The organism is Thermoflexus hugenholtzii JAD2 (assembly GCF_900187885.1).
Lineage (GTDB): Bacteria > Chloroflexota > Anaerolineae > Thermoflexales > Thermoflexaceae > Thermoflexus > Thermoflexus hugenholtzii.
In genome coordinates this window covers 1-24,143 of the sequence record NZ_FYEK01000077.1, presented here as the reverse complement: position 1 = coordinate 24,143, position 24,143 = coordinate 1, and the positions used below count along the sequence as shown (strand labels likewise).

Here is a 24,143-nt window from a genome sequence, read left to right as displayed (position 1 = left end):
ATTTTGATCGAGGAGATCCGATGGCGGACGCGCGGATTCGCGTGCTGATTGTGGATGATGTCCCCGAGACGCGGGAGAACCTGAAGAAGCTCCTTTTGTTCGAGCCGGACATCGAGGTGGTGGGGAGCGCAGCCACCGCGGAGGAAGGGATCCGGCTGGCGCGGGACCTGCAGCCGGACGTGGTCTTGCTGGACATCAACCTGCCGGGGATGAGCGGCATCGCCGCGGTGGAGCGAATCATGGAGGTCGCTCCCCTCACGCAGGTGGTCATGATGTCCGTTCAGAGCGACGCGGACTACCTGCGGCGGGCGATGCTGGCCGGAGCCCGGGACTTCCTCCCTAAGCCCTTCTCGGCGGACGAGCTGGTGGCCACGGTCCGTCGGGTGGTCCGGACCCGGCGGCCTCCGGCGGTGCTGCCGCCCACAGGCCCGCTGGGGGTCGCGGCCGGGCCGGGCGGCGCGCGGGGGAAGGTGGTGGCCGTCTACAGCCCGAAGGGGGGCGTGGGGACCACGATGATCGCAGTGAACCTGGCGGTCGCCCTCCAGAAGCCGGATCGCAAGGTGGCCCTCATCGACGCTTCCCTGCCGTTCGGGGATGTGGGAGTGTTCTTGAACCTGCAGGGGCCCCGCCATCTGGCCGATCTGGCCCAGATGGATGAGGTGGATCCGGAGGCGTTGACCTTGACGATGCTCGCCCACGCCTCGGGGTTGAAGGTGCTGCTGGCCCCGCCCCGGCCGGAGCTGGCGGAGTATGTGACCGCGGAGGCGATGAAGCGCATCCTGGGGTTGGCCCGCGGTCTCTTCGACATCCTGGTCATCGACACAACGACCCAGCCCTCGGATCTCACGCTACAGATCCTCGATGAGGCCGATCGGATCGTGCTGGTAGTGACGCCGGACGTGCCCACCATCAAGAACGCCCGTCTGTTCTTCGATGTGGCGGCCCAGCTGGAGTACCCGCCCCAGAAGACCCTGATGGTCCTCAACAAGGCCGACCGGCGCTTCGGGATCACGGCGGAGATGGTGGAGCAGGCCCTCAAGCACCCGGTGGTTGCCCAGATTCCCTGGGATGAGACGACGGTGTTGCAGTCGATCAACAAGGGCAGCCCGCTGGTCGCCCAGCGGGCCCGGCCCATCGCCCAGGCCCTCCTCCAGCTGGCCGGGCGGGTCGAGGAGGCGCTATCCGCCGCCCCCGAGGCGGAGGAGGTCCGGCGGCGGACTGGCCGTTAGGAGGCTGTTCCCACTCGCTTTCCGGAGGTGAAGGATGTCGCTCCTGCGACGGATTCAGGGAAGCCAGAGTCCTCCTGCAGCGTCGCCGAGCCCCGAGCCGGCGCGCCCGGGGCCGGCCCCGGAGCCTCCGCCGCCTTCCGCCCCCCGCCGGCCGTTGCCGACCACCACCGGCCTCCGGGATGCCTACGCGGATCTCAAAAGCCGGATCCAGAACAAACTCCTCGCGGAGCTGGAGCCCACCCTGGATCTCTCCCGCACCGAAGAGCTGCGGGCGATGATCGAGGAGAAGTTCGACGCCGTCCTGGCGGAGGATCACATCGTCCTGAGCCGCCTGGAGCGCCAGCGGCTGTTCGAGCAGATCGTGGCCGAGATCCTGGGCTACGGCCCCCTGGAGCCCCTGCTCCAGGATGACACCATCACCGAGATCATGGTCAACGGGCCCAAGAAGGTCTACATCGAGCGCAACGGGAAGATCGAGCGGACGAACGTGGTCTTCGAGGACGATGAACATCTGATGCGGATCATCGAACGCATCGTCGCTCCCCTGGGCCGGCGGGTGGACGAGAGCATGCCCTACGTGGACGCTCGGCTGCCCGACGGCTCCCGCGTCAACATTGTGATCCCCCCGATCTCCCTGATCGGCCCGGTGGTGACCATCCGGAAGTTCTACCGGACCCCTCTCACGGTGGAGGATCTGATCCGCCTGGGCTCGGCCACGCCGGAGGTGATGGAGTTCCTGAAAGCCTGCGTCCAGGCGAGGATCAACATCGTGGTCTCCGGCGGGACGGGCTCGGGCAAGACCACCTTGCTCAACATCCTCTCCGGCTTCATCCCGGAGGGGGAGCGGATCATCACCATTGAGAACGCGGCGGAGCTGCAGCTGCGCCAGGAGCATGTGGTCACCCTGGAGACCCGCCCACCGAACATTGAGGGGAAGGGCGAGATCACCATGCGGGATCTGGTGATCAACGCCCTGCGGATGCGCCCGGACCGGATCATTGTCGGGGAGTGCCGCGGGGGCGAGGCCTTTGACATGCTCCAGGCGATGAACACCGGCCACGAGGGCTCCATGACCACCATCCACGCCAACAGCCCCCGTGACGCCCTGGCCCGCCTGGAGAACATGGTGCTGATGGCCGGGACGGATCTCCCCCACCGGGCGATCCGGGAGCAGATCGCCATGGCCATCGACCTGATCGTCCAGACCTCCCGCATGCGGGACGGCTCCCGCAAGATCGTCTCCGTCACAGAGATCCAGGGCCTGGAGGGGGAGGTGATCACCGCCACCGAGCTCTTCAAATTCGAGCAATACGGGATGGAAGGGGGGAAGATCGTTGGCCGGCTGGTGCCCACGGGGATCCGGCCGCGCTTCATCGACCGCCTGGAGGAGGCCGGCATCCGCCTGCCGCCCTCGATCTTCGGCATCGGGCGTCGATAGGGGGAAGGGGATGGCCTGGCAGACTTATGTGCTGATCGGCGGGGGCGCGCTGATCGTGATCCTCCTGCTCCTCTACATCTTCGGAGGGGAAGAGGAGGAGGTGGTCGAGCGGCTGGAACGCTACGCCGCTGCCCCGCCCGTGCGCCGGGGCGAGGGGCCATCCCGTCCGGCGCCCTCCCGCCGGGCCATGCCATTCAGTGAAAATCTGAACCGGGCCATCGCCGGGCGGGGGTTCGCGGAGGACCTGCGCCTCCAGCTGGCCCGGGCGGATCTCAAGATCACCCCGGCGGAGTTCCTGGTCATGCAGATCCTCTCCGCGGGGCTTGGGCTCCTGCTGGCCCAGCTGATCTTCCGCTTCCTGCCGCTCACGTTGCTGGGAGCGGTGGCCGGCTTCTTCGCCCCCCGCTTGTATGTGGCCTGGCGCCAGCGGCGGCGGCTGCAGGCCTTCAACGCCCAGCTGGGGGACGCCATCAACCTGATGGTGAACGGCCTGCGGGCTGGCTACAGCGTCCTGCAGGCCATGGAGGCCGTGGCCCGGGAGCTCCCCCCGCCGATCTCTGTCGAGTTCGATCGCGTGGTCAAGGAACAGCAGCTGGGCCTCTCCCTGGAACAGGCCCTCCAGAACATGCTCCGTCGGGTCCGCAGTGATGACCTGGAGATGCTGGTCACGGCGATCCTGATCCACCGCGAGGTGGGCGGGAACCTGGCCGAGATCCTAGACACCATCAGCTTCACCATCCGCGAGCGCGTGCGGATCCAAGGGGAGATCCGGGCGCTGACCGCCCAGCAAACCCTCAGCGGCTATGTCCTGATGTTCCTCCCCATCGCCCTGGGCCTGATCCTGTTCGGGATCAACCGCAACTACATGTTGAATTTCTTCAACAGCGGGATCCTGGGCTATTTTATGATCTCCTGCACCCTGGTCATGATGCTCATCGGTTACTTCGTGATCCGCCGGATTGTCCGGATCGAGGTGTAAGAGGATGGTGAGCCTGATCGTGGTTCTGGTCATCTTGGCCCTGGGGGTGATCGCGCTGGCCTTGGTGATCGGCCTGGGGGCGCCGCGGGAGGAGGAGGTGCTTCAGGCCCGGCTGGCGGAGTTCGCCGCCCGGGACGTGCCGGTGACCCTGGAGGACATCGAGCTCTCCATTCCTTTCACCCAGCGGGTGATCGTCCCCCTCCTTCGCCAGATCGCGGCCTTCATCACCCGGTTCACCCCGCAATCGATCATTGAGGACACCCGTCGCCGCCTGGAGCTGGCCGGCAATCCCACCCGCCTGGGGGCGGCAGAGTTCTTCGTGCTGCGTCTGCTGGTCGGGCTGTTCCTCTTCGGCCTCCTCCAGGTGCTGCTGCTGCGGGCCCCGCCGCCCCAGCGGTGGGTTCTCAGCCTGGCCATGGGCGGGCTGGGTTTTTACCTTCCCATGCTCTGGCTCAACCAACAGATCGCCCGGCGCAAGCGGGAGATCCTGAAGACGTTGCCGGACGCTCTGGATCTCCTGGTGATCTGTGTGGAGGCCGGCCTGGGCTTCGACGCGGCGATGCAGAAGGTGGCGGAGCGTTGGAACCACAACGAGCTGGGGCGCGCCTTCGCCCGTGTCCTCCATGAGATCGCCCTGGGGCGCTCCCGCAAGGACGCCCTGCGGGATATGGCGGCGCGGGTGGATCTGCCGGAGATGACTACCTTCGTAGCGGCCATCATCCAGGCGGAGCAGCTGGGGGTGAGCATCGCCAAGGTGCTTCACATCCAGGCGGATCAGATGCGCCTGCGCCGCCGGCAGCGGGCGGAGGAGCTGGCCCGCCAAGCCCCGATCAAGATGCTGTTCCCGCTGGTCTTCCTGATCTTCCCCGCCATGTTCGTGGTCCTGCTCGGGCCGGCCCTGCTCATCGTGCTCAAGCAGTTCGGCGGCGGGTTCCTCCCTTAGCGAAAAACCTCCGGGTTGAGCTCTCGCTTTGGGGTAGAATGTGCGTCGGATCTCCCTCCCGGTCCGCCTGACCCTGCCCTTCCGCATCCTGGAGGAGGCGCTGGATCTCCTCTTCCCTCCGCGCTGTGCCGGTTGTGGGAGGCCGGGAGCCTTCTGGTGCGCCGCCTGCGCGGCGGCGGTCATTCCGATTATGCCGCCGGTCTGCCCAGGCTGCGGGATCCCGTGGCCGGAGGGGGATCGCTGCCCCACGTGCCGGGCCGATCCGCCCCGGCTGGCGGGGATCCGCTCGGCCTGTCTCTATCGGGGACCCCTCCGCCGGGCGGTGCACCGGCTAAAATTCCATGGACGCTATGCGGTGGCCCGGGCCCTGGCCCCGCTGATGGCCGACGGCTGGACCCGTTTCGCCCTGGAGGCCGACCTGCTGATCCCGGTTCCTGCCCACCGGGGGCGAGAGCGTCAGCGGGGGTATAATCAGGCCGCCCTGCTCGCGGAGGCCCTGGCCGAACACCTGAGCCTCCCCGTGCACCCGGAGGCGCTGCGGCGCGTGCGGGCCACGCCCTCCCAGGTGGGGCTGGACCACCTCGCGCGACGGGCGAACGTGCAGGGGGTTTTCCAGGCCGATCCCCGCTGGATCGCGGGCAGGCGGGTGGCGGTGATCGACGATGTGTGCACCAGCGGGGCCACCCTGGAGGCCTGCGCAGCGGCCCTCTATCAGGCCGGCGCGGTCACGGTATGGGGGTTCACCCTCGCGCGGGTGATCCTACGAAGATCCCTTTCGATCCCCTTAGGAGGAGCCTATGGAGCTGATCGTGCGGGGACGGAACATTGAGATCACGGAGGCCATCGAGGCCTACGCACGCAAGCGGATCGCACGGCTGGAGCGCTTCCTGCCCACGATCTCGCAGGCTGAGCTGGAGCTGGCCCAGGAGAACACCCGTAGCCGGGATCAACGTCAGATCGCGCAGCTCACCCTGCGGATGACGCCGGGCCTCCTCCTCCGGGCCGAGGAGCGCCACGCGGATCTCCTGGCGGCCATTGACCTGGTGGTGGACAAGATGGAGCGGCGCATCGAGCGGTTCAAGGGCCGGCGGGAGGGACGCGCGCGGGCTGGCATGGAGGAGACCGCCCCGGCCGCGATCGGGGAAACCGAAGAGGGCGGCCGGATTGTGAAGATCAAGCGGTTCGAGGTCACGGCGATGACGCCGGAGGAAGCCATCGAGCAGATGGAGCTGCTCGGCCACGACTTCTTCATCTTCTACAACCCGGAGACCGCCAGCATCAACGTGGTCTACCGCCGGCGGGACGGCCATTACGGCCTGATCCAGCCGGAGCTGGCGTGAGCGGGAGGAGATCCCCGATGCCAGGGAAGAAAACGAAGGGCTCACGGGGGACCAGCCGGAAGACCGCCAGGGGGGGGTTACTGCTGAGGAACGGGCCGCGATGAAGGGGCGCTCAGGCAGAGCGCCTACAAATTCCAAACGCGGTATGCAACCCTGGGTTTCACCGATGCGGCGCGCCTGGATGAGGGAGCGATGTGGCCCGTCGCGTTTGCGTTGAGAGAGGTATCCGAGGCAGAGGAGGCCCGGATCATTGCGCTCATCCGGAAGGCGGTCGGCCTGTAAAGGACCTGCTCAAGGAGCCTGCGCCCGGAACCCGCTGTTCTACGGCGAAGAGAGGGGCTCCGGGGTCAGATAGGGCTCCGCCACCCATCCTTCCATACCTCCCTCCGCTGTCCGCGCCCGATACCAGCGCAGGCCGTCCGCTTCCTGGGGCTCCGGGAAGACCCATAACCGGGTGCCCTCCGGGAGCACCGCGACGGTCGGATGGTTCAGCCCCGGGCCCTCCCGGAGCCGCAGCCCGAGCCCCCCTGTCCCCGCCACGCGCATCCACCGCCCCTCCGGTGTGGGGGTGAGGGGGAGGGAAGGAGCCGGCGTCCCGCCGGGCTGCGGCGTCCGGGTGATCAGGATCAGCCGGGCGGGCTGGGTGGGGGGAGCGGATCGAGCGGCCGGGCGCAGCTGGGCCAGCCCGGCCCCTAAGCTGAAGAGGAAGAGCCCGACGAGCAGGATCGGAAGCCCGCGTCGCATCCGCAGCCCTCACCGCCTGGCGGGCGGCTCGAAGAAGGGGGGCTGCTCCAGGCGCCAGAGGGCCCACAGGGCGAAGCCCACCACCAATCCCCCGATCAGGTAGCTCTCCAGCGCCCCCGCCATGGCGACGAACATCGCCAGCACCCCCAGGGTCACCTGAGCCAGATACAGCGTTAACACCGCCTCCCGATGGGTCAGCCCCGCCCGCACCAGCCGGTGGGAGAGATGATCCTTCCCCGGCGTGGTCAGTGGGTTGAGGCCCCGCCGGAGCCGCGAGAGCACCACCAGAGCGGTGTCGAAAATGGGGATCCCCAGGACCAGCACCGGGACCATCCAGGTGACGAAGGCGACGTTGTTGGGGAAGCGAAGCTTGATCCCCAGGACCGCCATCAGGAACCCCAGGAACAGGCTCCCGGCATCCCCCATGAAGATCGAGGCCGGGTTGAAATTGTAGCGCAGGAAGCCGATGCAGGCCCCCAGGACAGCGGCGGCCATGGCACCCACCAGATATTGGCCGTTCAGGGCGGCCAGGAGCAGGAAGAAGGCCGCGGCGACCGCACCGATCCCTCCCGACAGGCCGTCCATGTTGTCGATGAGGTTGAAGGCGTTGGTGATCCCGACCAGCCAGAGCAGCGTCACTAGGAGGTTCAGGATCGGCCAGGGGAAGAGGGAGACGGTCACGCCCGTCGCCATCACCACGCCGGCGATGAGCACTTGGCCGGCCAGCTTGATCAACGGGCGCATCCCCCAGCGGTCATCCCAGATCCCCAGGAACGAGATGGCGGTGGCCCCCGCCAGGATCCCGGCCAGCTGGGGAAGGTTGTAGCGGCCCTCGAAGAGCAACAGGGCCAGCAGCACGGCCAGGTAAAGGGCGAGGCCGCCCAGCAGCGGGATGGGCCGCGTGTGTAGCTTGCGCGAGGCCGGATGATCCACCATCCCCACGCGGACGGCCACCGCGCGGGCCACCGGCGTCATCACCAGCGCGATGGCGAGGGCGCCGAGGAAGATCACCAGCCAGGCCGTCTGCGCACGCATCCCTTCCCGCCCCCCTCCGGGGCATTACCGGCAGACCTGCAGGCTCACGGCGTCGATCACCGCCGCGCTGCCCGGACCGCTCCCATTATTGTAAACGCCGATGGTCAGGGTGAGGATCTGGCCTGCATAAGGCGTGAGGTCCAGGCTCACCGGCTCCCACGCTCCGGTGTTCGCCGAGTCGACCAGCAGCGGGATCCATTCGTTCCGGGCGTTCCGGAAGCCGATGTAGAAGCGATCGCCGCTTTCCCGGATTTGAGGCAGGCGCCACAGGCTCAGGGTGGCCCGGCTTCCATCCAGGCTCACCCGCCGCCAGAGGGTGGCATAGGAGGAAGAGGTCGCCTGCAGGTCCCCCAGGCGGACCGCCCACTGCCCCTCGTAAACCGGGCTCTGGACCCGGGCGATGGGCGCCGTTGGATTGAGGATCTGCCAGCTTCCCGCTAAATCCGCTTCAAATCCTCCGTTTGCCAAACGTTCCACACAAGCCGGGGGCGGTGGGGGCGGGGGAGTGATCCCCTCCCCACGCATAATCAAGGGCAGGAACACCTGACCGGGGGGGCGCGCCCCGGCTGCCACATAGAACTGCACCGGCGGAGGCGTCCCCGAGAGATTGCCTGCTGCGTCGAAGGCAGCGACCGTCCACTGATATTCCCCAGGAGCCAGGTTGGCCAGGAAGGGCGGCGCAGTTACCGTGAAGCGAGCGGTGTTGATCAGCACCACGTATCCGGCCGGCGTCTCGGCGCCCGTGGGCGCCCACTCCATCCGGACCGGCGGGGTGTAGGTCATCGTCACCGTGGGGGTGATCAGGACCGGTGTCCCCGGCGGCGTGCGGTCCAGGGTGAAGGTCACCGCAGCGGGGGTGGGGTCCACAATGGTGTCCCGCACCGCCCGGGCCAGCACCCCATAGGTCCCATCCGTCAAATCGGAAGGCGGGGACCAGGACCAGGTGAGGCGGCCGGTGGCGGTCAGCCAGACCGGCCCGGCTCCCCAGCCCGAGCCGTTCCACCATCGCTGGTCGCTCGTCCGCTGGAGCGCTACCTGAACCGCTGTGACGTCCGAGGGCGAGGCCGTCCCGGCGATGATGGGGACGTGGTTCAGCAGCGCGTTGGGGGTCGGCGCGGTGATGGTTGTCTCCGGCGGGGCCCCGCAGGCCAGCATCGCGTTCAGGAGGCGGTCCAGCAGCGCGGCCCGGGCGCTCATCGGCCAGGCGCTCTCCAGCGGGAACCCGAAGACCGCCACCTGCGGGCAGGGCGCGCCGAAAAAGGTGGCCGCCGCCCGTCCGTCCGGATACTGCATCAGGATCTGGGCTTCGGGACCCGGCGTCAACACGTCCGGCGTGGTCACCCGGTGGCTGCCCATCGTCCCGTCGTCCAGCGTGAGATCGCCGATGCCGTCCAGCAGCCCGCCCGAGACCGGGCGCACGGTTCGGGTCCCTGCGTCGTCGGCGGAGAACCCGGCTCGCAGGACATCCCGCAGGAAGCCGGGATCTCGCTGGCTCAGGTCCTGGCCGACGTTCGAGCCGCTGAGGATCAGGCGGCCTCCGTTGCGGAGATAGGTCCGCAGCCGGGCCCGCGCCGCGTCGTCCAGGGTGGGCTCCGAGAAGCCCTCCTCCCCGAGCGCCCAGATCACCGCGGCGTATCCCTCCAGGGGGAGCGCGCCGCCGGCGACGGCTTCATCGGTCGCGCCATCGAAAGGCAACGAGAGGGCGCGGCCGATCCCCGCCAGGGCGTCGAAGCCGTTCATTCGAGCAAGGGGCATCCGGGTCACGAGGCCCAGGCTGCCGCCCAGATCCTCCACGGGCCGCATGGCCGCGTCCAGCCGGTCGAACCCGTCCACGAGCAGCAGGCGGGGCGCGCCCCACGGCCCCACCCGGACCCCGACGACGGGCGTGGGGAAGGACTCGCCGCCGGCGTTCACGCCCGTCACCCGGAAGAACACTGCCCTCCCCTCCGGCAGGCCGGAGAGGGTCCACGTGGTGTCGTTCACCAGCACCCCGTCGCTCCACGCGAACCCATCGGTGCTGGTGTAGACCTTGTAGGCGGTGGCCGGGTGCCCCAGGAGGACGCCGCCGTCGCTGGGGGAGGGCTGCCAGGAGAGGGTCACCTGGCCCGGCCCGGTCTGGCGGGCGACCGGGGCCTGGGGAGGCTCGGGGAGGAAGACCGGGGCGCGGCCGTCCCGCTGGGCGTAGTAGCGCACGATCCCCTTGTAGATCGCCCGGGCCACGATCTGCGCGAAACGAGGATCTTTCAGGGCCGCCGCGTCCTGCGGGTTGTCGTGGAAGGCCACCTCCATCAGGACGCCCGGCATGGTGGAGAGCAGGCGCAGCTCCCCCAGGTTGGCCTGTTTCTTTCCTCGATCGATCCAGTTCGGATCCCACGCCGCCCGCAGGTCCTGGATGACCTGGGTGTGCACGGCGTTCTGCAGCTCCAGGCTGCCCGGCGTGCGCTGGTAGTTCGGGTCGCTGTTGTCGTAAACGTAAGACTCCGTCCCGCGCAGCGTCCCGTTGTAGCCGTTGGTGTGGAAGGAGAAGTAGACCGGGTCGTCGAAGGGCTCCCGCTCCCACTCGGCGTAGCGAGGTCGGGCGGTGACGTCGTCGATGGCGTCTCCGCAGGCGCTGTGGGTGTTGCACTGGAAGGGATCATAAACCGAAGGGGGAGCGCCCTGATACTTCGCCCAGTAGCGGGCCGCCTCCTCCCACCGAGGCCGCCCGCTGGGCCCGGGGCTGGGCGGCGGTCCATCCCCCCGGACGGTGCCCATCCCCCCACCGATCCGGATCGCGTCGGCGACCACCACCCGGTTCAGGTTCTCCGGCCGGTCGGTGCGGTTGGTGAGGATGACCCGGGCGGGTTGCCCGCCCCGGAAGGGAAAGGTTCCCAGGTAGCGCCAGGTGTAGCCGTGGCCCTGCTGGTTGATGCGGACCTCGCTGCGTCCGCCGGCGTGCTCGATCAGGAATTGCGCATCGGTGCTCCGGTTGGAGCCGGCGGTATACCACACGTAGACGGCATACAAGCCATCCCGTGGCGGGAAGAGAGTCCAAACGGCCATGGCGGTGGCCGTCCCCAGCGTGGTGAGGGCGGTGCGATAGGTGCCGCCGTTGTAGCCGGGAAGGGTGCCCGGAGACCACGGGCCCTGTTCCTGATACGTGGCGGGGTTGTCGTTGTCGGCGATCCCTTCCCAGGTGTTCATGTCCCGTTCGCGCACCGGCCAGACGTCCGCGCCGGCGTTGTAGAGATACTGGATCAGGAACTGGTTGACGACCTCCGCGTTGTTGAGGTCCTCCACCAGCCCGTTGGTGTTGCCCCGTTGGGTCAGCCAGCGGCCTCCGGGGGCATACCAATACCAGCCGTGCCCGGCACTGAGGTAGATCGCCTTCCCGCTGAGGAAGCCGGAGGCCTGAGGGCGGCTGTAGGCCGGCGGGCCGGAGACGCCGAGCGGCTGCAGGGTTTCCCCGCTGGCCTTCGCCAGCTCCGTCGGTTTGTTCAGGGGCGGAGGCTCTCGGAGGAACCAGGAGAGGGCATAGAACCGCCCGTCGACCGGGTTGCGGGCCATCACCTGCACGTTCTGCACTCCAAAGGGCTCCAGGTGTCGCAGGAACAGGTAAAGGGCCTGATCGATGGTCCAGGGGCTCAGGACCGGCCCCTCGGGAGAGGCCCGCTCCAGGTAGGCGACAGGCAGCTCCAGGTAGAGGGTGAGGACCGCTCCGGACCACTGGAAGCTGGCCAGGCGCGCCCCGGCCGGGAGCGGGGACCAGAGGCCAGCGGCCCGCTCCTCCGGAGTGGGGCCAGTGATCAGGGCCTGCAGGCGCAGGGAGAGGCGATCGGTGATCGAGGCGGCCGCCTGCGGGAACACGCGGGAGACGCAGCGAACCCGGCTGTCCCACGGGTCTGTGTAGAAGCACACCGAGGCGCCTTCGGACTGGGGGCGGACGACGGCGGCCATCCCCCGCCAGGCCAGCCCTAGCAACAGGAGGCTCAGGAACCCCCCACCCAACAGAAGCGCCGCACCTGCCCGCCGGAAGCCCAAAGCCCTTCTGGACCGCTGGGCATCCCTGTCCATCCCGCCTCCCACCGGGCGACCCGATTGGATGCTTCTCAGTGAGTGTAGCCGAGCCGGGGCGCGCCTGCAACCGGCGCGTTGGCAGTATGCTTGGAGGGAAGGGGAGGTGGGAGCGATGGGGGAGATCGTGCTGATCTTCGATGGGTGGTGTGGCTTTTGCACCCGGGCGGCCCGCTGGATCCGGCGCTGGGACCGACGGGGGCGAGTCCGGCTGGTGCCCTGCCAGCGGCCGGGCGCGCCGGAGCGCTACGGCCTGACCCGGGCGCAGTGCGAGGAGGCGGCCTGGGCGATCACCCCCGATGGGCAGCGCCATCGGGGCGCGGCGGCGGTCCTGGCCGCCCTGGACGGCGCCCTCGGCTGGCCGGGGCTCCTTCGGCTCTACGCCTTTCCCCCGATTCGGTGGCTTGTGGACGGCCTATACGAACAAATCGCCTGGCATCGCGGGCGATTGCCCGGCGTGCGTCCGTATTGCGAGGAGCATCCCGAAGAGTGCGGCGCGTAGCCGCTGGATCAGCGGGCGGGGAGAGTGCTTCTCCATCTCCCCGCCCATTCCCGGGTTCATCGGAGTTCTCCCACCACGTCCGCCAGCGGTTGGCCTTTGGTCTCGTAAGGCAGGGAGAGGGCGGCCAGCCCGGAGAGGACGTAGGCGGCGGCGAAGACCGTGAGGGCCAGCGGCATTGAGACCCCCAGCAGATATCCGCCGAGGGTGGGAGCCAGGGCGCCGGCGATGCGGGTCATCCCGCTGGCCGCGCCCATCCCTGTGGTGCGCAGCTGGGTGGGGTAAGCCTCCGGGGTATAGGCGTAAAGGGCGCCCCAGGCTCCCAGGGCGAAGAAGGACATCCAGATCGCCGCCGCGACGTAGGCGGGCAGCGAGACCGCCACGGCGAAGAGATACGTGAAGATGCCGCTGGCGATCAGATACAGCCCCAGGGTCATCCGCCGCCCGAGGCGCTCCACCAGATAGGCCGCCGAGAAATAGCCCGGCAGCTGGGCCAGGGTGAGGATGAAGATGTATTCATAGGACCGCAGGAAGGTCATCCCCCGCTGCACGAAGAGGCTGGGCAGCCAGGTGAACACCCCGTAGTATCCCAGGGAGATGCCGAACCAGATCAGCCAGAGCAGCGCGGTGGTGCGGGTGTAAGGTCGACGCCACAGGTCGCCCACGCTCACTTGCGGCACGGGCGGGACGACGAGGCGGATGTCCTCGGGCAGCGGGGCTCCGTTCTCCCGGGCCACTTGGCGCAGGATCGCCCGCGCCTCTTCCTCCCGGCCGTGCACCAGGAGGAAGCGAGGGGACTCGGGGACGTAGCGGCGGATCCAGAAGACGATGAGGCCGGGCAGGGCGGAGATGGCCAGCAGCGGCCGCCAGCCCACCCGGGGCACGATCAGCCAGGCCAGGCCGGCCGCGACCAGGGCGCCCAGGGCCCAGAAGGCCTCCAGATACACGAGGTAACGCCCGCGCTGCTTGCGGGGGAGATACTCGGCGAAGATCGCATAGTCCACCGGCAACGTGCCGCCCACGCCGAAGCCGGTGAGGGCCCGCAACAGGACCAGTGTAGCGAAGTTGGGGGAGAAGGCCGAGAGCAGGCCGAAGCCGGAGTCGATGAGCACCGTGAGGATGAACCCCAGCTTCCGCCCGATGCGGTCGGAGAGCGTCCCCCAGAACCAGGCCCCGGCCAGCATCCCGAGGAAGATGGCGGTGCCCAGGAGGCCGGCCTGGGCGGTGGTCAGCTTCCACTCCTGTCGGATGGCCGGCAGGGCGAAGGAAATCAGCAGCACCTCCATCGCGTCGGCTGCCCATCCCGCCCCGCAGATGGCCATCAGCTTGTATTGAAAGCGGCCGAGGCCCACCCGATCGATGGCCTCCTCGAAGGTCCAGGTCGCTGGAGCGGCGGTAGCCATGGGAAGACCTCCTGCCGAAGTTTCACGCTCCGAAAGGGTGGCGTTTGGGTTCGGCCCATCGGGCCTTCTTATTCGACCAGATAGCCGCGCTGACGGAGCGCCTCCCGGGCGCGCTCCAGCAGCTCCGGGCTTCGGGCCTCCAGGGTGTGCAGGTGGAGCCCCTCCGTGAGCTCGCTCAACAGGCGGGCGCCGGTCCGGCGGACGGCCTCCATGAACTGGCGGACATCCTCCCGAGAGGCCACGTGGAGGCTGCCCCGCAGCTCCCCGTAGATGGGGTGCTCCACGATGACGTCCACCACCTCCACCCCCAGATCCACCAGCAGCGTGAGCTCGTCCTCGGTCTGCTCGGGGGTGTGGCGGACCGCCACCAGGGTGCGGTGGGCTGGACGGGCGCGGGGGAGGAGATATCCACGGGGGGTGGCGAGGATCTCCACCCCGGCCGCCCGCAGCACCGCGATGTCCTGCACGATGAGCTGCCGGCTGGCCCCCAGCCGGCGGGCCAGCTCCGCCCCGGTGAGGGGACGGTCGGCCGCCTGCAGGAGCTCCAGAAGGCGGGCCCGGCGCGCTTCCGGGCCCGCCGGCCGCTCGGCGATGGGCTGCTCCCGGAGGGCCATGTCCTTCCTCTTCAGGCTGCCGCAGGTGCCCGCACCCGCAGGGCGTCCACCGTGGTCAGGGTGCCCCGAAACAGGAAGGCCGTCTGGCGGTTGGCGGCCTCCATGTCGAAGGGGTGCAGCGCCGAGGTGGCGTCCACCGGGATGATGACGTGGAACCAGCGCAGGGCTGCGCTGGCCGCGGTGTAATGCACGCAGATGCTGGCTACCGTCCCGCAGATCACCAGATCCCGGATGCCCCGCAGCCGCAGCTCATGCTCCAGAGGCGTCCCGTAGAAGGCATCGTAGCGGCGCTTGGGCAGCACCAGCTCCCCTTCCTGAGGCTTCAGCTCCTCGACGATCTCCCATCCCCACGTCCCGGCTACGCAATGTTCCCCCCAGATGGGGAACTCCGGGTCCCCGGGATAGTGCGTGTCCTGGGTGAAGACGACGAACATGCCGCTGGCGCGGGCCAGATCCAGGAGCCGGCGGATACGGGGGACCGTCGCCGGGGCGTCGGGAACGAAGAGCTTGCCCTGAGGATGGACGAAGTCGTTCTGCATATCCACCACGATCAGCGCGGTGGTTCGGGGGTCCACTTCCACCGATGGCGTCAGTGAATACTCAGGCACCTCCACCATCCGCCCCATGGGGTCCTCCTCTTGTCGAGACATTTGACAAGTCATTTGTCATGACAGATTTTAAGCCAGGAAAAGGATCTGTCAAGCGGGGGAGGTCGCTTCGATGGATCGGGGATTCAGGATCCGGGGACTGGGGAGGCCTTTGAAGAGTCTTCCCCGTGAGCCTGATACCATTCCCACGCCCGCCGGATGGCCTCGCGGACCGGGATCTCAGGGCGGTAGCCCAGCTCGGCCTCGGCCTTGCTTCCATCGCACCAGATGAAGTGAGCGCTCAGCCAGAGCTGATCGGGACCCACGGGCAGGGGGAGCCCGAGGGCCGCGGCGAGGCGGGCGGCCCCCGCCAGGGCTTTCATGATCCGACGCGGAAGCACGCGTGGGGGAGCGGGGACGCCCACCACCTCAGCGATCTGTTGGGCCAGATCTCGGTAGGTCAGGTTCTCGCCGCCCAGAATGTAACGCTCCCCGCTCCGCCCATGCAGCAGGGCGAGGAGGTGCCCTCGGGCCACGTCCTCTACGGCCACCACGTTCACCCCGCCGGGGGGGAGGGCCGGCACGCGCCTCCGGGCCATCTCCAGGATCAGGCTCCCGGAGATGCGGTGGTGGTCGCGAGGGCCCAGGATGACGGAGGGGTTCACGATGACTACCTCCAGCCCCTGGGCGACGAAGACCCGGGCGATGGCCTCGGCCATCGCCTTGCTGTATCCGTAGAGGAAACGCCCGGGCGGCAGGTTGTAGGGATGGTCTTCGGTCAGCAGGGTTCCATCGGCCGGCACCCCCAGGGCGGCCAGGGAGCTGGTCAGCACCACCCGCCGGACGTTCATCTCCCGGGCGATGGCGAGGACGTTCCGCGTGCCCTCGATGTTGACCCGCAGGATCTGCGCTCCCGGGGTGCGCCAGTAAGCGGAGACCGCGGCGGTGTGGAAGACGGCCTCGCAGCCCACCATGGCCGGCCGCAGGCTCTCCGGCTCCAGCACATCCCCGATGGCGTGCTCCACATCCAGGTCCTCCACGGCCTTCAAGGAGGACGTGGCCCGCCGCAGGATCCGCACCGTCCATCCTTGCTGGCGAAGATAGGCGGCCAGGTTCGCCCCGACGAAGCCCGTTCCCCCGGTGATCAGCGCCCGCATCGCTTAATCCTCCTCGCTGGCGGATCCCGCGGGCAGCCCCGCCCACGCGCGGTAGGCCAGGGTCCAGACGGTCTCCACATAGGTGAGGATCGGGGCCATCAGCGCCCGGGTAAGGAGGGCCAGGCAGAGGGCCCCGGTGATCAGGGCGATGCCGAACCGGAACATCGTGGAGACCTCCACAGGCCCTCCGCGCCCGAAGAAGATGGCCAGCGCGGCGCCCGTCCAGAGCAGGAGAGGGATTACGCTCAGGAAGCTGAGGAGGAACTCCGTCACCCCCAGCACGCCGACGTCCAGGACCAGCCAGGTCAGGAGGAGGGCCCCGATGCGGCGCAGGCCGAGCTGCAGGCCCCGGCGCAGGGCAGCGATCCACGGCAGGTCCTCCAGCAACGCCGCCCGCAAGGCCAGGCGGGACCACAGGTGCATGACCGCGGCCAGGAGCAGCAAGCAGCCCAGCGCGAGGAAGAAGGCCAGGAGCGCGAGGAGCAGGCCGGCGATCCGCGCGCCTTCCTGGCGGGCGAGGAAGAGCAACAACGTCCCGCCCACCAGCCCGAGGATCAAGATCAAGGTAAGGAGAAAGCCGGGGGCGCCCAGCACGATCATGATCCCGATCAGTCGCAGGAAGCGGGCCACTGCCTGACGTCCCAGGAAGCCGAGTTGGGGGGAGCGCCCCGCAGCGGCCTCGCCGGCTCCCAGGATCAGCGCCCCCTGGGCCCAAAGGGCCAACAGCTGCAGAAGGAGGGAGAACGCGATCAGCCCCAGGATCGCCAGCAGCACCAGGGGCCAGTTCTGCTCCAGCCACCGGCGCACGGCCTCCGGGAAGCCGGGGGGCAACGGCTGAGGCGGCGTGGAGGTTCTGAACGAGAAGTTGAAATTGCCCGAAAGGCGCGGCGCGCCCGTGCCCAGGGCGGCCAGGACGCCGAAGAGCCAGAGGGATTTATACCGCCATGTCAGCGAGAGCCCGCGGGACAGCCACTCGCCCAGCTCCATCGTGACCCTCCTCGCCGGGGATAGGCGTCTTCGATACGACCGGATCCTCTGTACCCTCTATGATAAGGCGATCTCACCGGAGGCCCTAGATGCCCAAGGAGGGCAGGGATCCGGTTTCTGTGGGGGACGCCGGTCGGGTCCTCCGGATTCTCGGCTAAAGCTGGTCCTGCCCGGATGATTGGGCCTTCGGGATGGGCTTGCGGTGCGCTCCGGATGGTCGTCGGTGCAGGGGTCAGATCCCGGGGCACAGCCGATCAGGGAAGGCCGGTGATCGTTTCGCGAAGGGGCGGGGACGGTGATAAGATAGAAATGCCGTTCCTGTGGGCCGGTGGCGGAATCGGCAGACGCGGCAGACTTAAAATCTGCTGCCCCGGGAGGGGCGTGCGGGTTCGACTCCCGCCCGGCCCACCTGAGATGCCGCGAGCCCGGGATTGTTTCTTTATGGAACCGGTTGCGACCCACACCGGGGGGATCTGGGAGGCGGTGCTCCGCTTCCTCAGCCAGCGCTCCACTCTGACCCTGGCCACGGCCGACGAGGCGGGCCAGCCCTACGCGGCTTCCCTCTACTTCGTCCACGACGATGGATTGCGGCTGTATTTCCTTTCATCTCCCGAGAGCCGCCACACCCGTCATCTCCTGAACCGCCCGGAGGTCGCCGTCACCATTCACGGGGAGCCGTGGGATTGGCGGACCATCCAGGGCCTCCAGTTGACCGGACGGGCGGATCCGGTGGAGGACCCCGAGGAGCGAGCGCGGGTGATGGCCCGCTACCGGGCCAAGTTCCGTTTCGTTGAGGAGCTGCCCCAGGCCCTGGCCCACGCCCGCCTCTACCGCATCACCCCGCGCTGGGTCCGCTGGATCGACAACACCCGGGGCTTCGGCTATCGGGTGGAGTGGCGCCTGGGATGACCTACCTGCGGGTTCTCCTCCGTTTCTTTCAGGCGAACCTCATGGCGGCCATGGAATATCGGGCGGACTTCCTGGCCAACGCCCTGGTGGCGGTGGCGTCCTCCCTCTGGACCCTGGCCGCGCTGCAGGTGTTTTTCATGCACCGGCCGCGGCTGGGGGGCTGGCGCTATGAGGAGGCCCTCATCGTGGCCGGGCTCTTCATCGCCTTTGAGGGGATCATGGCCGCCCTTCTTCGCCCCAACCTGGAGGAGATCCCGGAGGCCATCCGCCAGGGGACGCTGGATTTCGTCCTGCTGCGCCCGCTGGACAGCCAGTTCCTGGTCTCCTTTCAACGGATGCAGATCTGGCACCTCACGGATATCCTGCTGGGCCTGGGGGTGGTGGCCTGGGCCCTCGCCCGGCTGGGCTGGCCCCCGGCGGATCGGCTGCTCCTGTTCGGGGTGATGCTGCTCGCCGGTCTGGTGATCTTTTACTCCCTCTTGATGATCCTCATCACCCTCTCGTTCTGGTTCGTGGAGGTCGGCAACATCATGGAGCTCATCTACACCTTCTTCGAGGCCGGCCGCTTCCCGGCGACGGCGTTCCCCACATGGGTCCGGATTGTCCTCACCTTCATCGTCCCCATCGCCTTCATCACCACGGTGCCCGCTCAGGCGGTGCTGGGCTGGTTGCGGCCGGCGGGGGTCGCGACAGGCTTGGCCATCGCCGCCGTCCTGTTTGCCGTCAGCCGGGCCTTCTGGCGCTACGCCCTGCGCCACTACACCAGCGCGGGGGGATGAGAGGGAAAGTTCGCGGCGGAAGCTCCTACGGCATTGATCTTTTTGTAGGAGGGGATTTAGCCCCGAACTTGGGGTCTTCGATGGTGCCAGGGTCCCGGCGAAAGCGGCTCCTGCAGGAAGAACCGTCGTCCTCCAATGGCACCGCCGGTCGCTTCTGACAGGAGGGTCTTCAACTCTGAACTCTTGTTTTCTTCGATCCCGCAAAGGTCGCGGCTGAAGCCGCTCCTACAGGGCATCGATCTTGTTGTAGGATGGGCTTTAGCCCCGAACCTCCATTCTTGAGACAGCGAGGGTCGTGATGAAAGCTGCCCTCATAAACAATGGAGGCCGAAATGAATTTCGGCTTGCGATTGGGGCTTCCGCCCTAAACCCTGGTCTTCGGTGACGCAAGGGTTGCGGCGGAAGCCGCTCCTGCCGGTATTGCTTTGATCTTTCTGCCCTAGGAGCGAGAAACGAGGGATGAGCTCGCGCTCAAATGGAATGAGGAGCCAGATCCCGTTGGGAGGGTCCGCCGAAGTCCTCCATTATCTTGAAATGAGAATCTCCGAAATGCCACACCTCACAGCCGTGGACCAGGGCGACGCCTGCGATGAGGAGGTCGGTAGTGGGCACGCGGCGGCCACTTCGGCTTAACTTCCAGGCCAGATGAGCCGCTGCAAACGCTTCCTCCCACCGAATGGGCAAATAGATGAGGGTTTCCAGATCTCGTTGTAGCAGTTCCCGCTCGTTTTCGGTTCTGGCTCCGAATAGCAGTTCGACCATAATTGGGGCTGTCAGGGCGATCTCGTGATGCTCTAGGGCCTCTTGAAGGGCCTGTTTTACGTAGGCCGAACCCCTCGGGTGGTAAAATTCGATCCATACGGATGTATCGATCAGAATCCGAGCCATTAGCGTCCCTCCCGCATGCGGCGGAGATCTTCCTGAGTGAGCTCCAGTTCGACCGCTCCGGCGTGGCTTGCGATCTGCCTTCGTCGGAGACGGTGGATCAGCTCGTGTAATGCCAGCTCGATGATCTCCTCCTTTGTTTTGGCACCGCTCAGCCGCTGCGCTTCCTCCAGTAGCCGTTCATCGATATGAACGATGACCTGTGTCATGGGCTTCTCTCCTCGCAAGGGTTTCAGAGATCATTCTAACCTGTCTCTTCGGAGGAGAGGAAAAGGTCGCGGCGGACGTCGCTCCTGCGAGCATGGATGTCGCGATGAATTTCGGCTTACGATCGGAGAGGCTTCCGCCCCGAACTTCGCATTCTCGATGGCGCAAGGGTCCCGGCGAAGGCGGCTCCTGCAGGAAGAACCGTCGTCCTCCAATGGCACCGCCGGTCGCTTCTGACGGGAGGGCCTTCAACGCTGAACGCTTGTTTTCTTCGATCCCGCGAAGGTCGCGGCTACAAAAATCGATCTTTGGTAGGAGAGGCTGTAGCTCCGGACCCGCGTCTTCGATGACACAAGGTCGCGGCTGAAGCGGCTCCTACAAAAATCGATCTTTGGTAGGAGGGGCTTTAGCCCCGAATCCGTGTCTTCGATGGCACGATGGTCGCGGCTAAAGCCGCTCCTACAAGAAAGGGCTTGCCTTCACAGGAAGCGGCGGAGCTGCTCCGGGGAGAGGTTGCCGCCGCTTAGGATCAGGGCGATGGTCTTCCCGCGCACCTGTTCCCGGAGCCGCAGGGCGGCCATCAGGGGCGCGGCGCCCGCCGGCTCCGCCAGGGTCTTGGCCTTCTCCAGATAGATCCGCACGCCTTCCACCAGCTCCTCATCGTCCACCAGGATGAAATCGTCCAGCCCCTCCCACATGATCCGCTGGGGCAGCATAAACGGGCGCCGGGTGGCCAGGCCCTCCGCCAGGGTCTCCATCGGCGCCTCGGTCCAGCGCCGGTGGCGCCAGGTGAGATAGGCCGCGGGGGCGCGGGCGCTCTGCACGCCGATGACCCGGATCGAGGGGTTCAGGGTCTTCGCCACCAAGCACGCCCCCGCCGCCCCGCTGCCCCCGCCCACGGGGACGAAGATCATCTCGACGTCCGGCTGGTCCTCCAGGATCTCCAAGGTTTCCGTGGCCACCCCGGCGATGAGCTCCGGCTCATCCCCCGAGGAGATGTAGCGCAGGCCCTCCTCGGAGGCCGCGCGCTCGCAGTAGGAGCGGGCGTCGTCGAAATCCCGCCCGTGGACCCGGATCTCCGCGCCGTAGCTCCGGATGGCCTCCACTTTGACGGGATTGGCGTTCTCGGGGACCACGATCACCGCCCGGACCCCGAAGAGGGCGGCGGCGTAGGCGATGGACTGGCCGTGGTTGCCGGTGGAGGCGGTGATCACCCCTCGGGCCCGCTCCTCCGGCGAGAGACGGGACATCAGATAGATCCCCCCGCGCACTTTGAAGGCCCCGATGGGCTGGTAGTTTTCGTGCTTGACGTAAACCCGGGCCTCCAGCAGCCGGTCCAGGGCCGGGTAGCGATGCAGGGGCGTGCGGGGCAGGAAGCGCCCCAGGACCTGCCGGGCTCGCAGCACGTCGGCGAAGGTGGGCATTTGATGTGCCTCCATTGGGCACCTCCGTTCCGGTGAGAGTCCTGCTTGAAACAACCCGATGCGGGCCGAAATCGAATTTCGGCCTGCGTTCACCGCGCCAGCCGCACGATGGTGGCGCCGTCGTCCGGAGTGGGCTCGAAAGCCTCCACGTGAGGATGCCCTTTCAGGCGCTCCCGCACGGCCCGGCGCAGCGCCCCGGTGCCCTTGCCGTGGATGATCCGCACGAAGGGCATGCCGGCCAGGAAGGCGTCGTCCAGGAATTTCTCGAGGACGGGGAGGGCGTCCTCCACCCGCATCCCCCGTAGGTCGAGGTCCAGGGCCACCCCAGCCGGCGGCGGAGGGGAGGGGGCGGCGGCCGAGGGTGGGGTGGGCCGTTCCCGGCGCTCCAGGTCTGCGAGGGGCATCCGCAGCCGCCAGCGGCCCACCTGCACGTCCGCCTCCTCGCCCTCGATGTGAAGGATCTCGCCTTCCGCCTGGAGGGGGCGCACCCACACGCGGTCACCGAGGGCGAAGGCGGGCCCCGCGGGGGCCTCCGGTGCCGCGGGCGGGGGCGTGTGGAGGCTCCGGGCGCGGGCCCGCAGGGCCTCCAGGCGCTGCCGGGCGGCCTCCACCTCCGCCTGATGGATCCGCCGGACCTGCCGTCGGATGCGTTCCACCTCTTCTTGCGCTTCCCGGAGCAGCGCCTCGATCTGCTCCCGGGCCTCGCGGAGCCGCCGCTCCCGCTCCGCCTCGATGCGGGCGATGCGCTCGCGCCATTCGGCTTCCAGGGCGCGGGCGGCGGCCCGGGCCTGTTCGGCCTCCTCCCAGGCCCGGGCGGCCTCCGCTCGCAGCCGCTCGGCCTCTGTGAGCAGCGCCTCCAGGCGCAGGGCCTCCGGCGAAACATAGCGCTGCGCGCGGGCGATCAGGGCTTCAGGCATCCCCAGCCGGCGGGCAATGAGGAAGGCGTTGGAGCGCCCGGGAAGCCCGATGCGCACCCGATAGGTGGGGGCCAGGGTCTCCGGGTCGAACTCCACGCTGGCGTTGACCGCCCCCGGCGTGGTCTGGGCCCACAGCTTGAGCTCTGGGAAGTGGGTGGCCACCAGGGTGGTGGCCCTCCGCTCGTGGAAGTGCTCCAGCAGGGCGCGGGCCAGCGCCGCCCCCTCCATCGGATCCGTCCCCGCCCCCAGCTCGTCCAGGAGGACCAGGGAGCGGGCGGTGGCTTTCTCCAAAAAGCCCAGGATGTTGGTGAGGTGAGCGGAGAAGGTGGAGAGGTTCTGCTCGATGCTCTGCTCATCCCCGATGTCCGCGTAAATGCCGTCGAAGGCCGGCAGGCGGGAGCCCTCCGCCGCCGGGATGTGCAGGCCGCTCTGGGCCATGATCGCCAGGAGCCCTACGGTTTTCAGGGCCACCGTCTTGCCGCCGGTGTTGGGACCGGTGAGGATGAGCATGAACGTGGCGGGGTCCGGCGTGATATCAATGGGCACCACCCGCTGGGGATCCAGCAGCGGGTGGCGGGCCTGGCGCAGCCAGAGGGGCGACTGCGTCCGACGCTCAGGGGGCTCCTCCGGCCACGGGACGATCTCCGGGCGCTCCGCGCGCAGGTCGATGGCGTAGCGGGCCTTGGCCAGCGCCAGGTCGAGATCCGCCACGGCCTCCAGGGTGGCGCGGATCTCCTCCGCCCGGGCGCCCACGGCGGCGCTTAAGGCGGCCAGGATGCGGGCGATCTCCTTCTCCTCCTGGGCCCGGGCCGCGCGGAGCCGGTTCCCCAGCTCCACCACCGGCAACGGCTCGATGAACAGGGTGGCCCCGCTGGCGGAGACGTCATGGACCAGGCCCGGGATCTTCCCCCGATGCTCGGCCTGCACCGGGATCACGAAGCGGTCCCCACGCAGGGTGATCAGGGGCTCCTGCAGATACGGCGCGTAGCGGGGGTCCGTGAGGTAAGCCTGCAGCCGGCTCTGGATCTCCTGGGTCAGGCGACGGATCTCGGCGCGCAGGGCCCGGAGGGTCGGGCTGGCCTCGTCTTTCACCTCCCCCGCCTCGTCCAGGCAGCGGGCGATCTCCTCCTCCAGCTCCGAGAACTCCTGCATGCGCGCCGCGTGGCGGGCCAGATGGGGCCACTCCCCGGATCGCCGCAGCAGGGTCCGGCGGGCGCGCCGGGCGGCCTGCAGGGTCTCCCGCAGGGCGAGGAGGTCGGCGGGGGAGAGGGTCGCTCCGTGCCGGGCCGCCTCCAGGTGGGGGCGGAGGTCCCGGACCCCGCTTAGGTCGAAGCCGGGCTCCCGGGCGAGGAGCTGGCGGGCCTCCTCCGTTTCGGCGAGCCGGGCGAGGACCTCAGCAGGGTCGGCGGAGGGGCGCAGGGCGCGGGCCTTCTCCGCGCTCCAGGGGAAGGCGGTGTAAGCCGCCAGCCGCTCCCGGATCTTGGGCCATTCCAGGGTGATCAGGTCGTGCTCGCGCACCGCATCTCCCTGCTTCGGGGATCTCAGCATGATCATACCCCGGGTCTGAAGGGGAGAGACCTGTGGGTATAATCGGGGCGGCGAAAACCCGGCAGGAGGCTGGCCATGCGGCCCCATCGGATCGAGCCGCTGATCGGCGCGGAGGAGCTGGCGGCGCGGGTGCGGGATCTGGCGGCGCAGATCTCTGCGGATTACCGGGGGCAGGAGCTGCTGGTGGTGGGGGTCCTCAAGGGCGCCTTCGTGTTCTGCGCGGATCTCCTCCGGCACCTGGAGGGGGTGCGGGCCCAAGTGGATTTCATCGCCTGCTCCAGCTACGGGACGGCCACCGAGACCTCGGGGGTGGTCCGCATCCTGAAGGATCTCAATGCCCCGGTCACCGATCGGGACGTGTTGCTGGTGGAGGACATCGTGGACACGGGGCTGACGTTGCAGTATCTGCAGGCCCATCTGCGGAGCCAGGGCCCGCGCAGCCTGCGCACCGCCGTGCTCTTGGACA

General features: G+C 68.3%; 22 protein-coding genes and 1 tRNA gene. 11 read left to right on the top strand and 12 right to left on the bottom strand.

The features are described from left to right. The first annotated feature begins 20 nt into the window (after positions 1-20). From CFB18_RS14140 to hpf, 6 genes are read left to right on the top strand one after another with little or no spacing between them, the layout of a single operon-like run. Positions 21-1,229, top strand: a complete 1,209-nt coding sequence (locus tag CFB18_RS14140) for a CpaE/TadZ family protein (RefSeq protein WP_088572448.1) — start codon at positions 21-23, stop codon at positions 1,227-1,229. Positions 1,230-1,263: 34 nt separating this feature from the next. Next, positions 1,264-2,667, top strand: coding sequence for a TadA family conjugal transfer-associated ATPase (locus CFB18_RS14135; protein WP_088572447.1), 1,404 nt, complete (start codon positions 1,264-1,266; stop codon positions 2,665-2,667). A gap of 10 nt (positions 2,668-2,677) precedes the next feature. Continuing rightward, positions 2,678-3,646, top strand: a complete 969-nt coding sequence (locus CFB18_RS14130) for a type II secretion system F family protein (RefSeq protein WP_088572446.1) — start codon at positions 2,678-2,680, stop codon at positions 3,644-3,646. 4 nt (positions 3,647-3,650) lie between these two features. After that, the gene (locus CFB18_RS14125) at positions 3,651-4,589 is read left to right on the top strand and encodes a type II secretion system F family protein (protein WP_088572445.1); all 939 of its coding nucleotides are present in this window, start codon (positions 3,651-3,653) and stop codon (positions 4,587-4,589) included. Positions 4,590-4,629: 40 nt separating this feature from the next. Then, positions 4,630-5,418 (top strand): ComF family protein, encoded by a 789-nt coding sequence (locus tag CFB18_RS14120; protein ID WP_088572444.1) that lies wholly within the window; start codon positions 4,630-4,632, stop codon positions 5,416-5,418. Further along, the gene (gene hpf, locus CFB18_RS14115) at positions 5,387-5,929 is read left to right on the top strand and encodes a ribosome hibernation-promoting factor, HPF/YfiA family (protein ID WP_088572443.1); all 543 of its coding nucleotides are present in this window, start codon (positions 5,387-5,389) and stop codon (positions 5,927-5,929) included. The genes CFB18_RS14120 and hpf overlap by 32 nt, the downstream gene beginning before the upstream one ends. A gap of 321 nt (positions 5,930-6,250) precedes the next feature. On the opposite strand, the gene CFB18_RS14105 is transcribed toward hpf, so the two are convergent. From CFB18_RS14105 to CFB18_RS14095, 3 genes are read right to left on the bottom strand one after another with little or no spacing between them, the layout of a single operon-like run. After that, positions 6,251-6,673: an SH3 domain-containing protein gene (locus CFB18_RS14105; RefSeq protein ID WP_088572442.1), complete on the bottom strand. Its 423-nt coding sequence runs from the start codon at positions 6,671-6,673 to the stop codon at positions 6,251-6,253. 9 nt (positions 6,674-6,682) lie between these two features. Beyond that, positions 6,683-7,708: an MraY family glycosyltransferase gene (locus CFB18_RS14100; RefSeq protein WP_088572441.1), complete on the bottom strand. Its 1,026-nt coding sequence runs from the start codon at positions 7,706-7,708 to the stop codon at positions 6,683-6,685. Positions 7,709-7,732: 24 nt separating this feature from the next. Next, positions 7,733-11,761 carry a golvesin C-terminal-like domain-containing protein gene (locus CFB18_RS14095; protein WP_088572440.1) on the bottom strand — a complete coding sequence of 1,343 codons (4,029 nt, stop codon included), beginning with the start codon at positions 11,759-11,761 and terminating at the stop codon, positions 7,733-7,735. 115 nt (positions 11,762-11,876) lie between these two features. Between CFB18_RS14095 and CFB18_RS14090 the strand changes: the two genes are divergently transcribed. Then, positions 11,877-12,263 (top strand): thiol-disulfide oxidoreductase DCC family protein, encoded by a 387-nt coding sequence (locus tag CFB18_RS14090; RefSeq protein ID WP_159461781.1) that lies wholly within the window; start codon positions 11,877-11,879, stop codon positions 12,261-12,263. Positions 12,264-12,319: 56 nt separating this feature from the next. Here the strand turns inward: CFB18_RS14090 and CFB18_RS14085 are convergent, their stop codons facing one another. From CFB18_RS14085 to CFB18_RS14065, 5 genes are all read right to left on the bottom strand, one after another. After that, a complete protein-coding gene (locus CFB18_RS14085; protein ID WP_088572438.1) occupies positions 12,320-13,663 on the bottom strand; it encodes an MFS transporter in 1,344 nt (447 codons plus the stop codon). Between the two features lie 68 nt (positions 13,664-13,731). Continuing rightward, entirely contained in the window at positions 13,732-14,277 is a 546-nt protein-coding gene (locus CFB18_RS14080) for a transcription repressor NadR (RefSeq protein ID WP_088572437.1), read from the bottom strand. Positions 14,278-14,288: 11 nt separating this feature from the next. Beyond that, positions 14,289-14,894 carry a cysteine hydrolase family protein gene (locus CFB18_RS14075; RefSeq protein ID WP_234977066.1) on the bottom strand — a complete coding sequence of 202 codons (606 nt, stop codon included), beginning with the start codon at positions 14,892-14,894 and terminating at the stop codon, positions 14,289-14,291. A 116-nt stretch (positions 14,895-15,010) separates the two neighbouring features. Continuing rightward, positions 15,011-16,021, bottom strand: a complete 1,011-nt coding sequence (locus CFB18_RS14070) for an NAD-dependent epimerase/dehydratase family protein (RefSeq protein WP_088572435.1) — start codon at positions 16,019-16,021, stop codon at positions 15,011-15,013. A gap of 3 nt (positions 16,022-16,024) precedes the next feature. Continuing rightward, positions 16,025-17,008, bottom strand: coding sequence for a hypothetical protein (locus CFB18_RS14065; RefSeq protein WP_088572434.1), 984 nt, complete (start codon positions 17,006-17,008; stop codon positions 16,025-16,027). A gap of 322 nt (positions 17,009-17,330) precedes the next feature. On the opposite strand from CFB18_RS14065, the gene CFB18_RS14060 reads away from it, so the two are divergent. The 3 genes from CFB18_RS14060 (at position 17,331) to CFB18_RS14050 (ending at position 18,696) form a co-directional block, all read left to right on the top strand. After that, positions 17,331-17,416 (top strand) — tRNA-Leu (locus CFB18_RS14060). A gap of 33 nt (positions 17,417-17,449) precedes the next feature. Next, positions 17,450-17,917 carry a pyridoxamine 5'-phosphate oxidase family protein gene (locus tag CFB18_RS14055; protein WP_159461780.1) on the top strand — a complete coding sequence of 156 codons (468 nt, stop codon included), beginning with the start codon at positions 17,450-17,452 and terminating at the stop codon, positions 17,915-17,917. After that, on the top strand, positions 17,914-18,696 hold the full coding sequence (locus tag CFB18_RS14050) for an ABC transporter permease (protein WP_088572432.1): 783 nt from the start codon (positions 17,914-17,916) through the stop codon (positions 18,694-18,696). Before CFB18_RS14055 ends, CFB18_RS14050 begins: the two co-directional genes overlap by 4 nt. Positions 18,697-19,167: 471 nt before the next feature. Here CFB18_RS14050 and CFB18_RS14045 read toward each other — a convergent pair whose 3' ends face one another. The 4 genes from CFB18_RS14045 to CFB18_RS14030 all read right to left on the bottom strand — a co-directional run bounded on the left by CFB18_RS14045 (position 19,168) and on the right by CFB18_RS14030 (position 23,647). Beyond that, positions 19,168-19,584, bottom strand: a complete 417-nt coding sequence (locus tag CFB18_RS14045) for a PIN domain nuclease (RefSeq protein WP_088572431.1) — start codon at positions 19,582-19,584, stop codon at positions 19,168-19,170. After that, the gene (locus tag CFB18_RS14040; RefSeq protein ID WP_088572430.1) at positions 19,584-19,790 is read right to left on the bottom strand and encodes a type II toxin-antitoxin system VapB family antitoxin; all 207 of its coding nucleotides are present in this window, start codon (positions 19,788-19,790) and stop codon (positions 19,584-19,586) included. The genes CFB18_RS14045 and CFB18_RS14040 overlap by 1 nt, the downstream gene beginning before the upstream one ends. A 477-nt stretch (positions 19,791-20,267) precedes the next feature. Beyond that, positions 20,268-21,227, bottom strand: a complete 960-nt coding sequence (locus tag CFB18_RS14035; RefSeq protein ID WP_088572429.1) for a threonine ammonia-lyase — start codon at positions 21,225-21,227, stop codon at positions 20,268-20,270. Positions 21,228-21,301: 74 nt separating this feature from the next. Further along, positions 21,302-23,647: an endonuclease MutS2 gene (locus CFB18_RS14030; protein WP_159461779.1), complete on the bottom strand. Its 2,346-nt coding sequence runs from the start codon at positions 23,645-23,647 to the stop codon at positions 21,302-21,304. Between the two features lie 105 nt (positions 23,648-23,752). Between CFB18_RS14030 and CFB18_RS14025 the strand changes: the two genes are divergently transcribed. Next, positions 23,753-24,143, top strand: a 391-nt coding sequence (locus CFB18_RS14025) for a phosphoribosyltransferase (RefSeq protein WP_088572427.1), incomplete at its 3' end; no start/stop codon positions are given.

Bases quoted from the DNA above. Each gene is read 5' to 3' on its own strand.
- CFB18_RS14140 (WP_088572448.1), top strand. From the start codon at position 21: ATGGCGGACGCGCGGATTCGCGTGCTGATTGTGGATGATGTCCCCGAG.
- CFB18_RS14135 (WP_088572447.1), top strand. From the start codon at position 1,264: ATGTCGCTCCTGCGACGGATTCAGGGAAGCCAGAGTCCTCCTGCAGCG.
- CFB18_RS14130 (WP_088572446.1), top strand. From the start codon at position 2,678: ATGGCCTGGCAGACTTATGTGCTGATCGGCGGGGGCGCGCTGATCGTG.
- CFB18_RS14125 (WP_088572445.1), top strand. From the start codon at position 3,651: ATGGTGAGCCTGATCGTGGTTCTGGTCATCTTGGCCCTGGGGGTGATC.
- hpf (WP_088572443.1), top strand. From the start codon at position 5,387: ATGGAGCTGATCGTGCGGGGACGGAACATTGAGATCACGGAGGCCATC.
- CFB18_RS14105 (WP_088572442.1), bottom strand. From the start codon at position 6,673: ATGCGACGCGGGCTTCCGATCCTGCTCGTCGGGCTCTTCCTCTTCAGC.
- CFB18_RS14100 (WP_088572441.1), bottom strand. From the start codon at position 7,708: ATGCGTGCGCAGACGGCCTGGCTGGTGATCTTCCTCGGCGCCCTCGCC.
- CFB18_RS14095 (WP_088572440.1), bottom strand. From the start codon at position 11,761: ATGGACAGGGATGCCCAGCGGTCCAGAAGGGCTTTGGGCTTCCGGCGG.
- CFB18_RS14090 (WP_159461781.1), top strand. From the start codon at position 11,877: ATGGGGGAGATCGTGCTGATCTTCGATGGGTGGTGTGGCTTTTGCACC.
- CFB18_RS14085 (WP_088572438.1), bottom strand. From the start codon at position 13,663: ATGGCTACCGCCGCTCCAGCGACCTGGACCTTCGAGGAGGCCATCGAT.
- CFB18_RS14080 (WP_088572437.1), bottom strand. From the start codon at position 14,277: ATGGCCCTCCGGGAGCAGCCCATCGCCGAGCGGCCGGCGGGCCCGGAA.
- CFB18_RS14075 (WP_234977066.1), bottom strand. From the start codon at position 14,894: ATGGTGGAGGTGCCTGAGTATTCACTGACGCCATCGGTGGAAGTGGAC.
- CFB18_RS14070 (WP_088572435.1), bottom strand. From the start codon at position 16,021: ATGCGGGCGCTGATCACCGGGGGAACGGGCTTCGTCGGGGCGAACCTG.
- CFB18_RS14065 (WP_088572434.1), bottom strand. From the start codon at position 17,008: ATGGAGCTGGGCGAGTGGCTGTCCCGCGGGCTCTCGCTGACATGGCGG.
- CFB18_RS14055 (WP_159461780.1), top strand. From the start codon at position 17,450: ATGGAACCGGTTGCGACCCACACCGGGGGGATCTGGGAGGCGGTGCTC.
- CFB18_RS14050 (WP_088572432.1), top strand. From the start codon at position 17,914: ATGACCTACCTGCGGGTTCTCCTCCGTTTCTTTCAGGCGAACCTCATG.
- CFB18_RS14045 (WP_088572431.1), bottom strand. From the start codon at position 19,584: ATGGCTCGGATTCTGATCGATACATCCGTATGGATCGAATTTTACCAC.
- CFB18_RS14040 (WP_088572430.1), bottom strand. From the start codon at position 19,790: ATGACACAGGTCATCGTTCATATCGATGAACGGCTACTGGAGGAAGCG.
- CFB18_RS14035 (WP_088572429.1), bottom strand. From the start codon at position 21,227: ATGGAGGCACATCAAATGCCCACCTTCGCCGACGTGCTGCGAGCCCGG.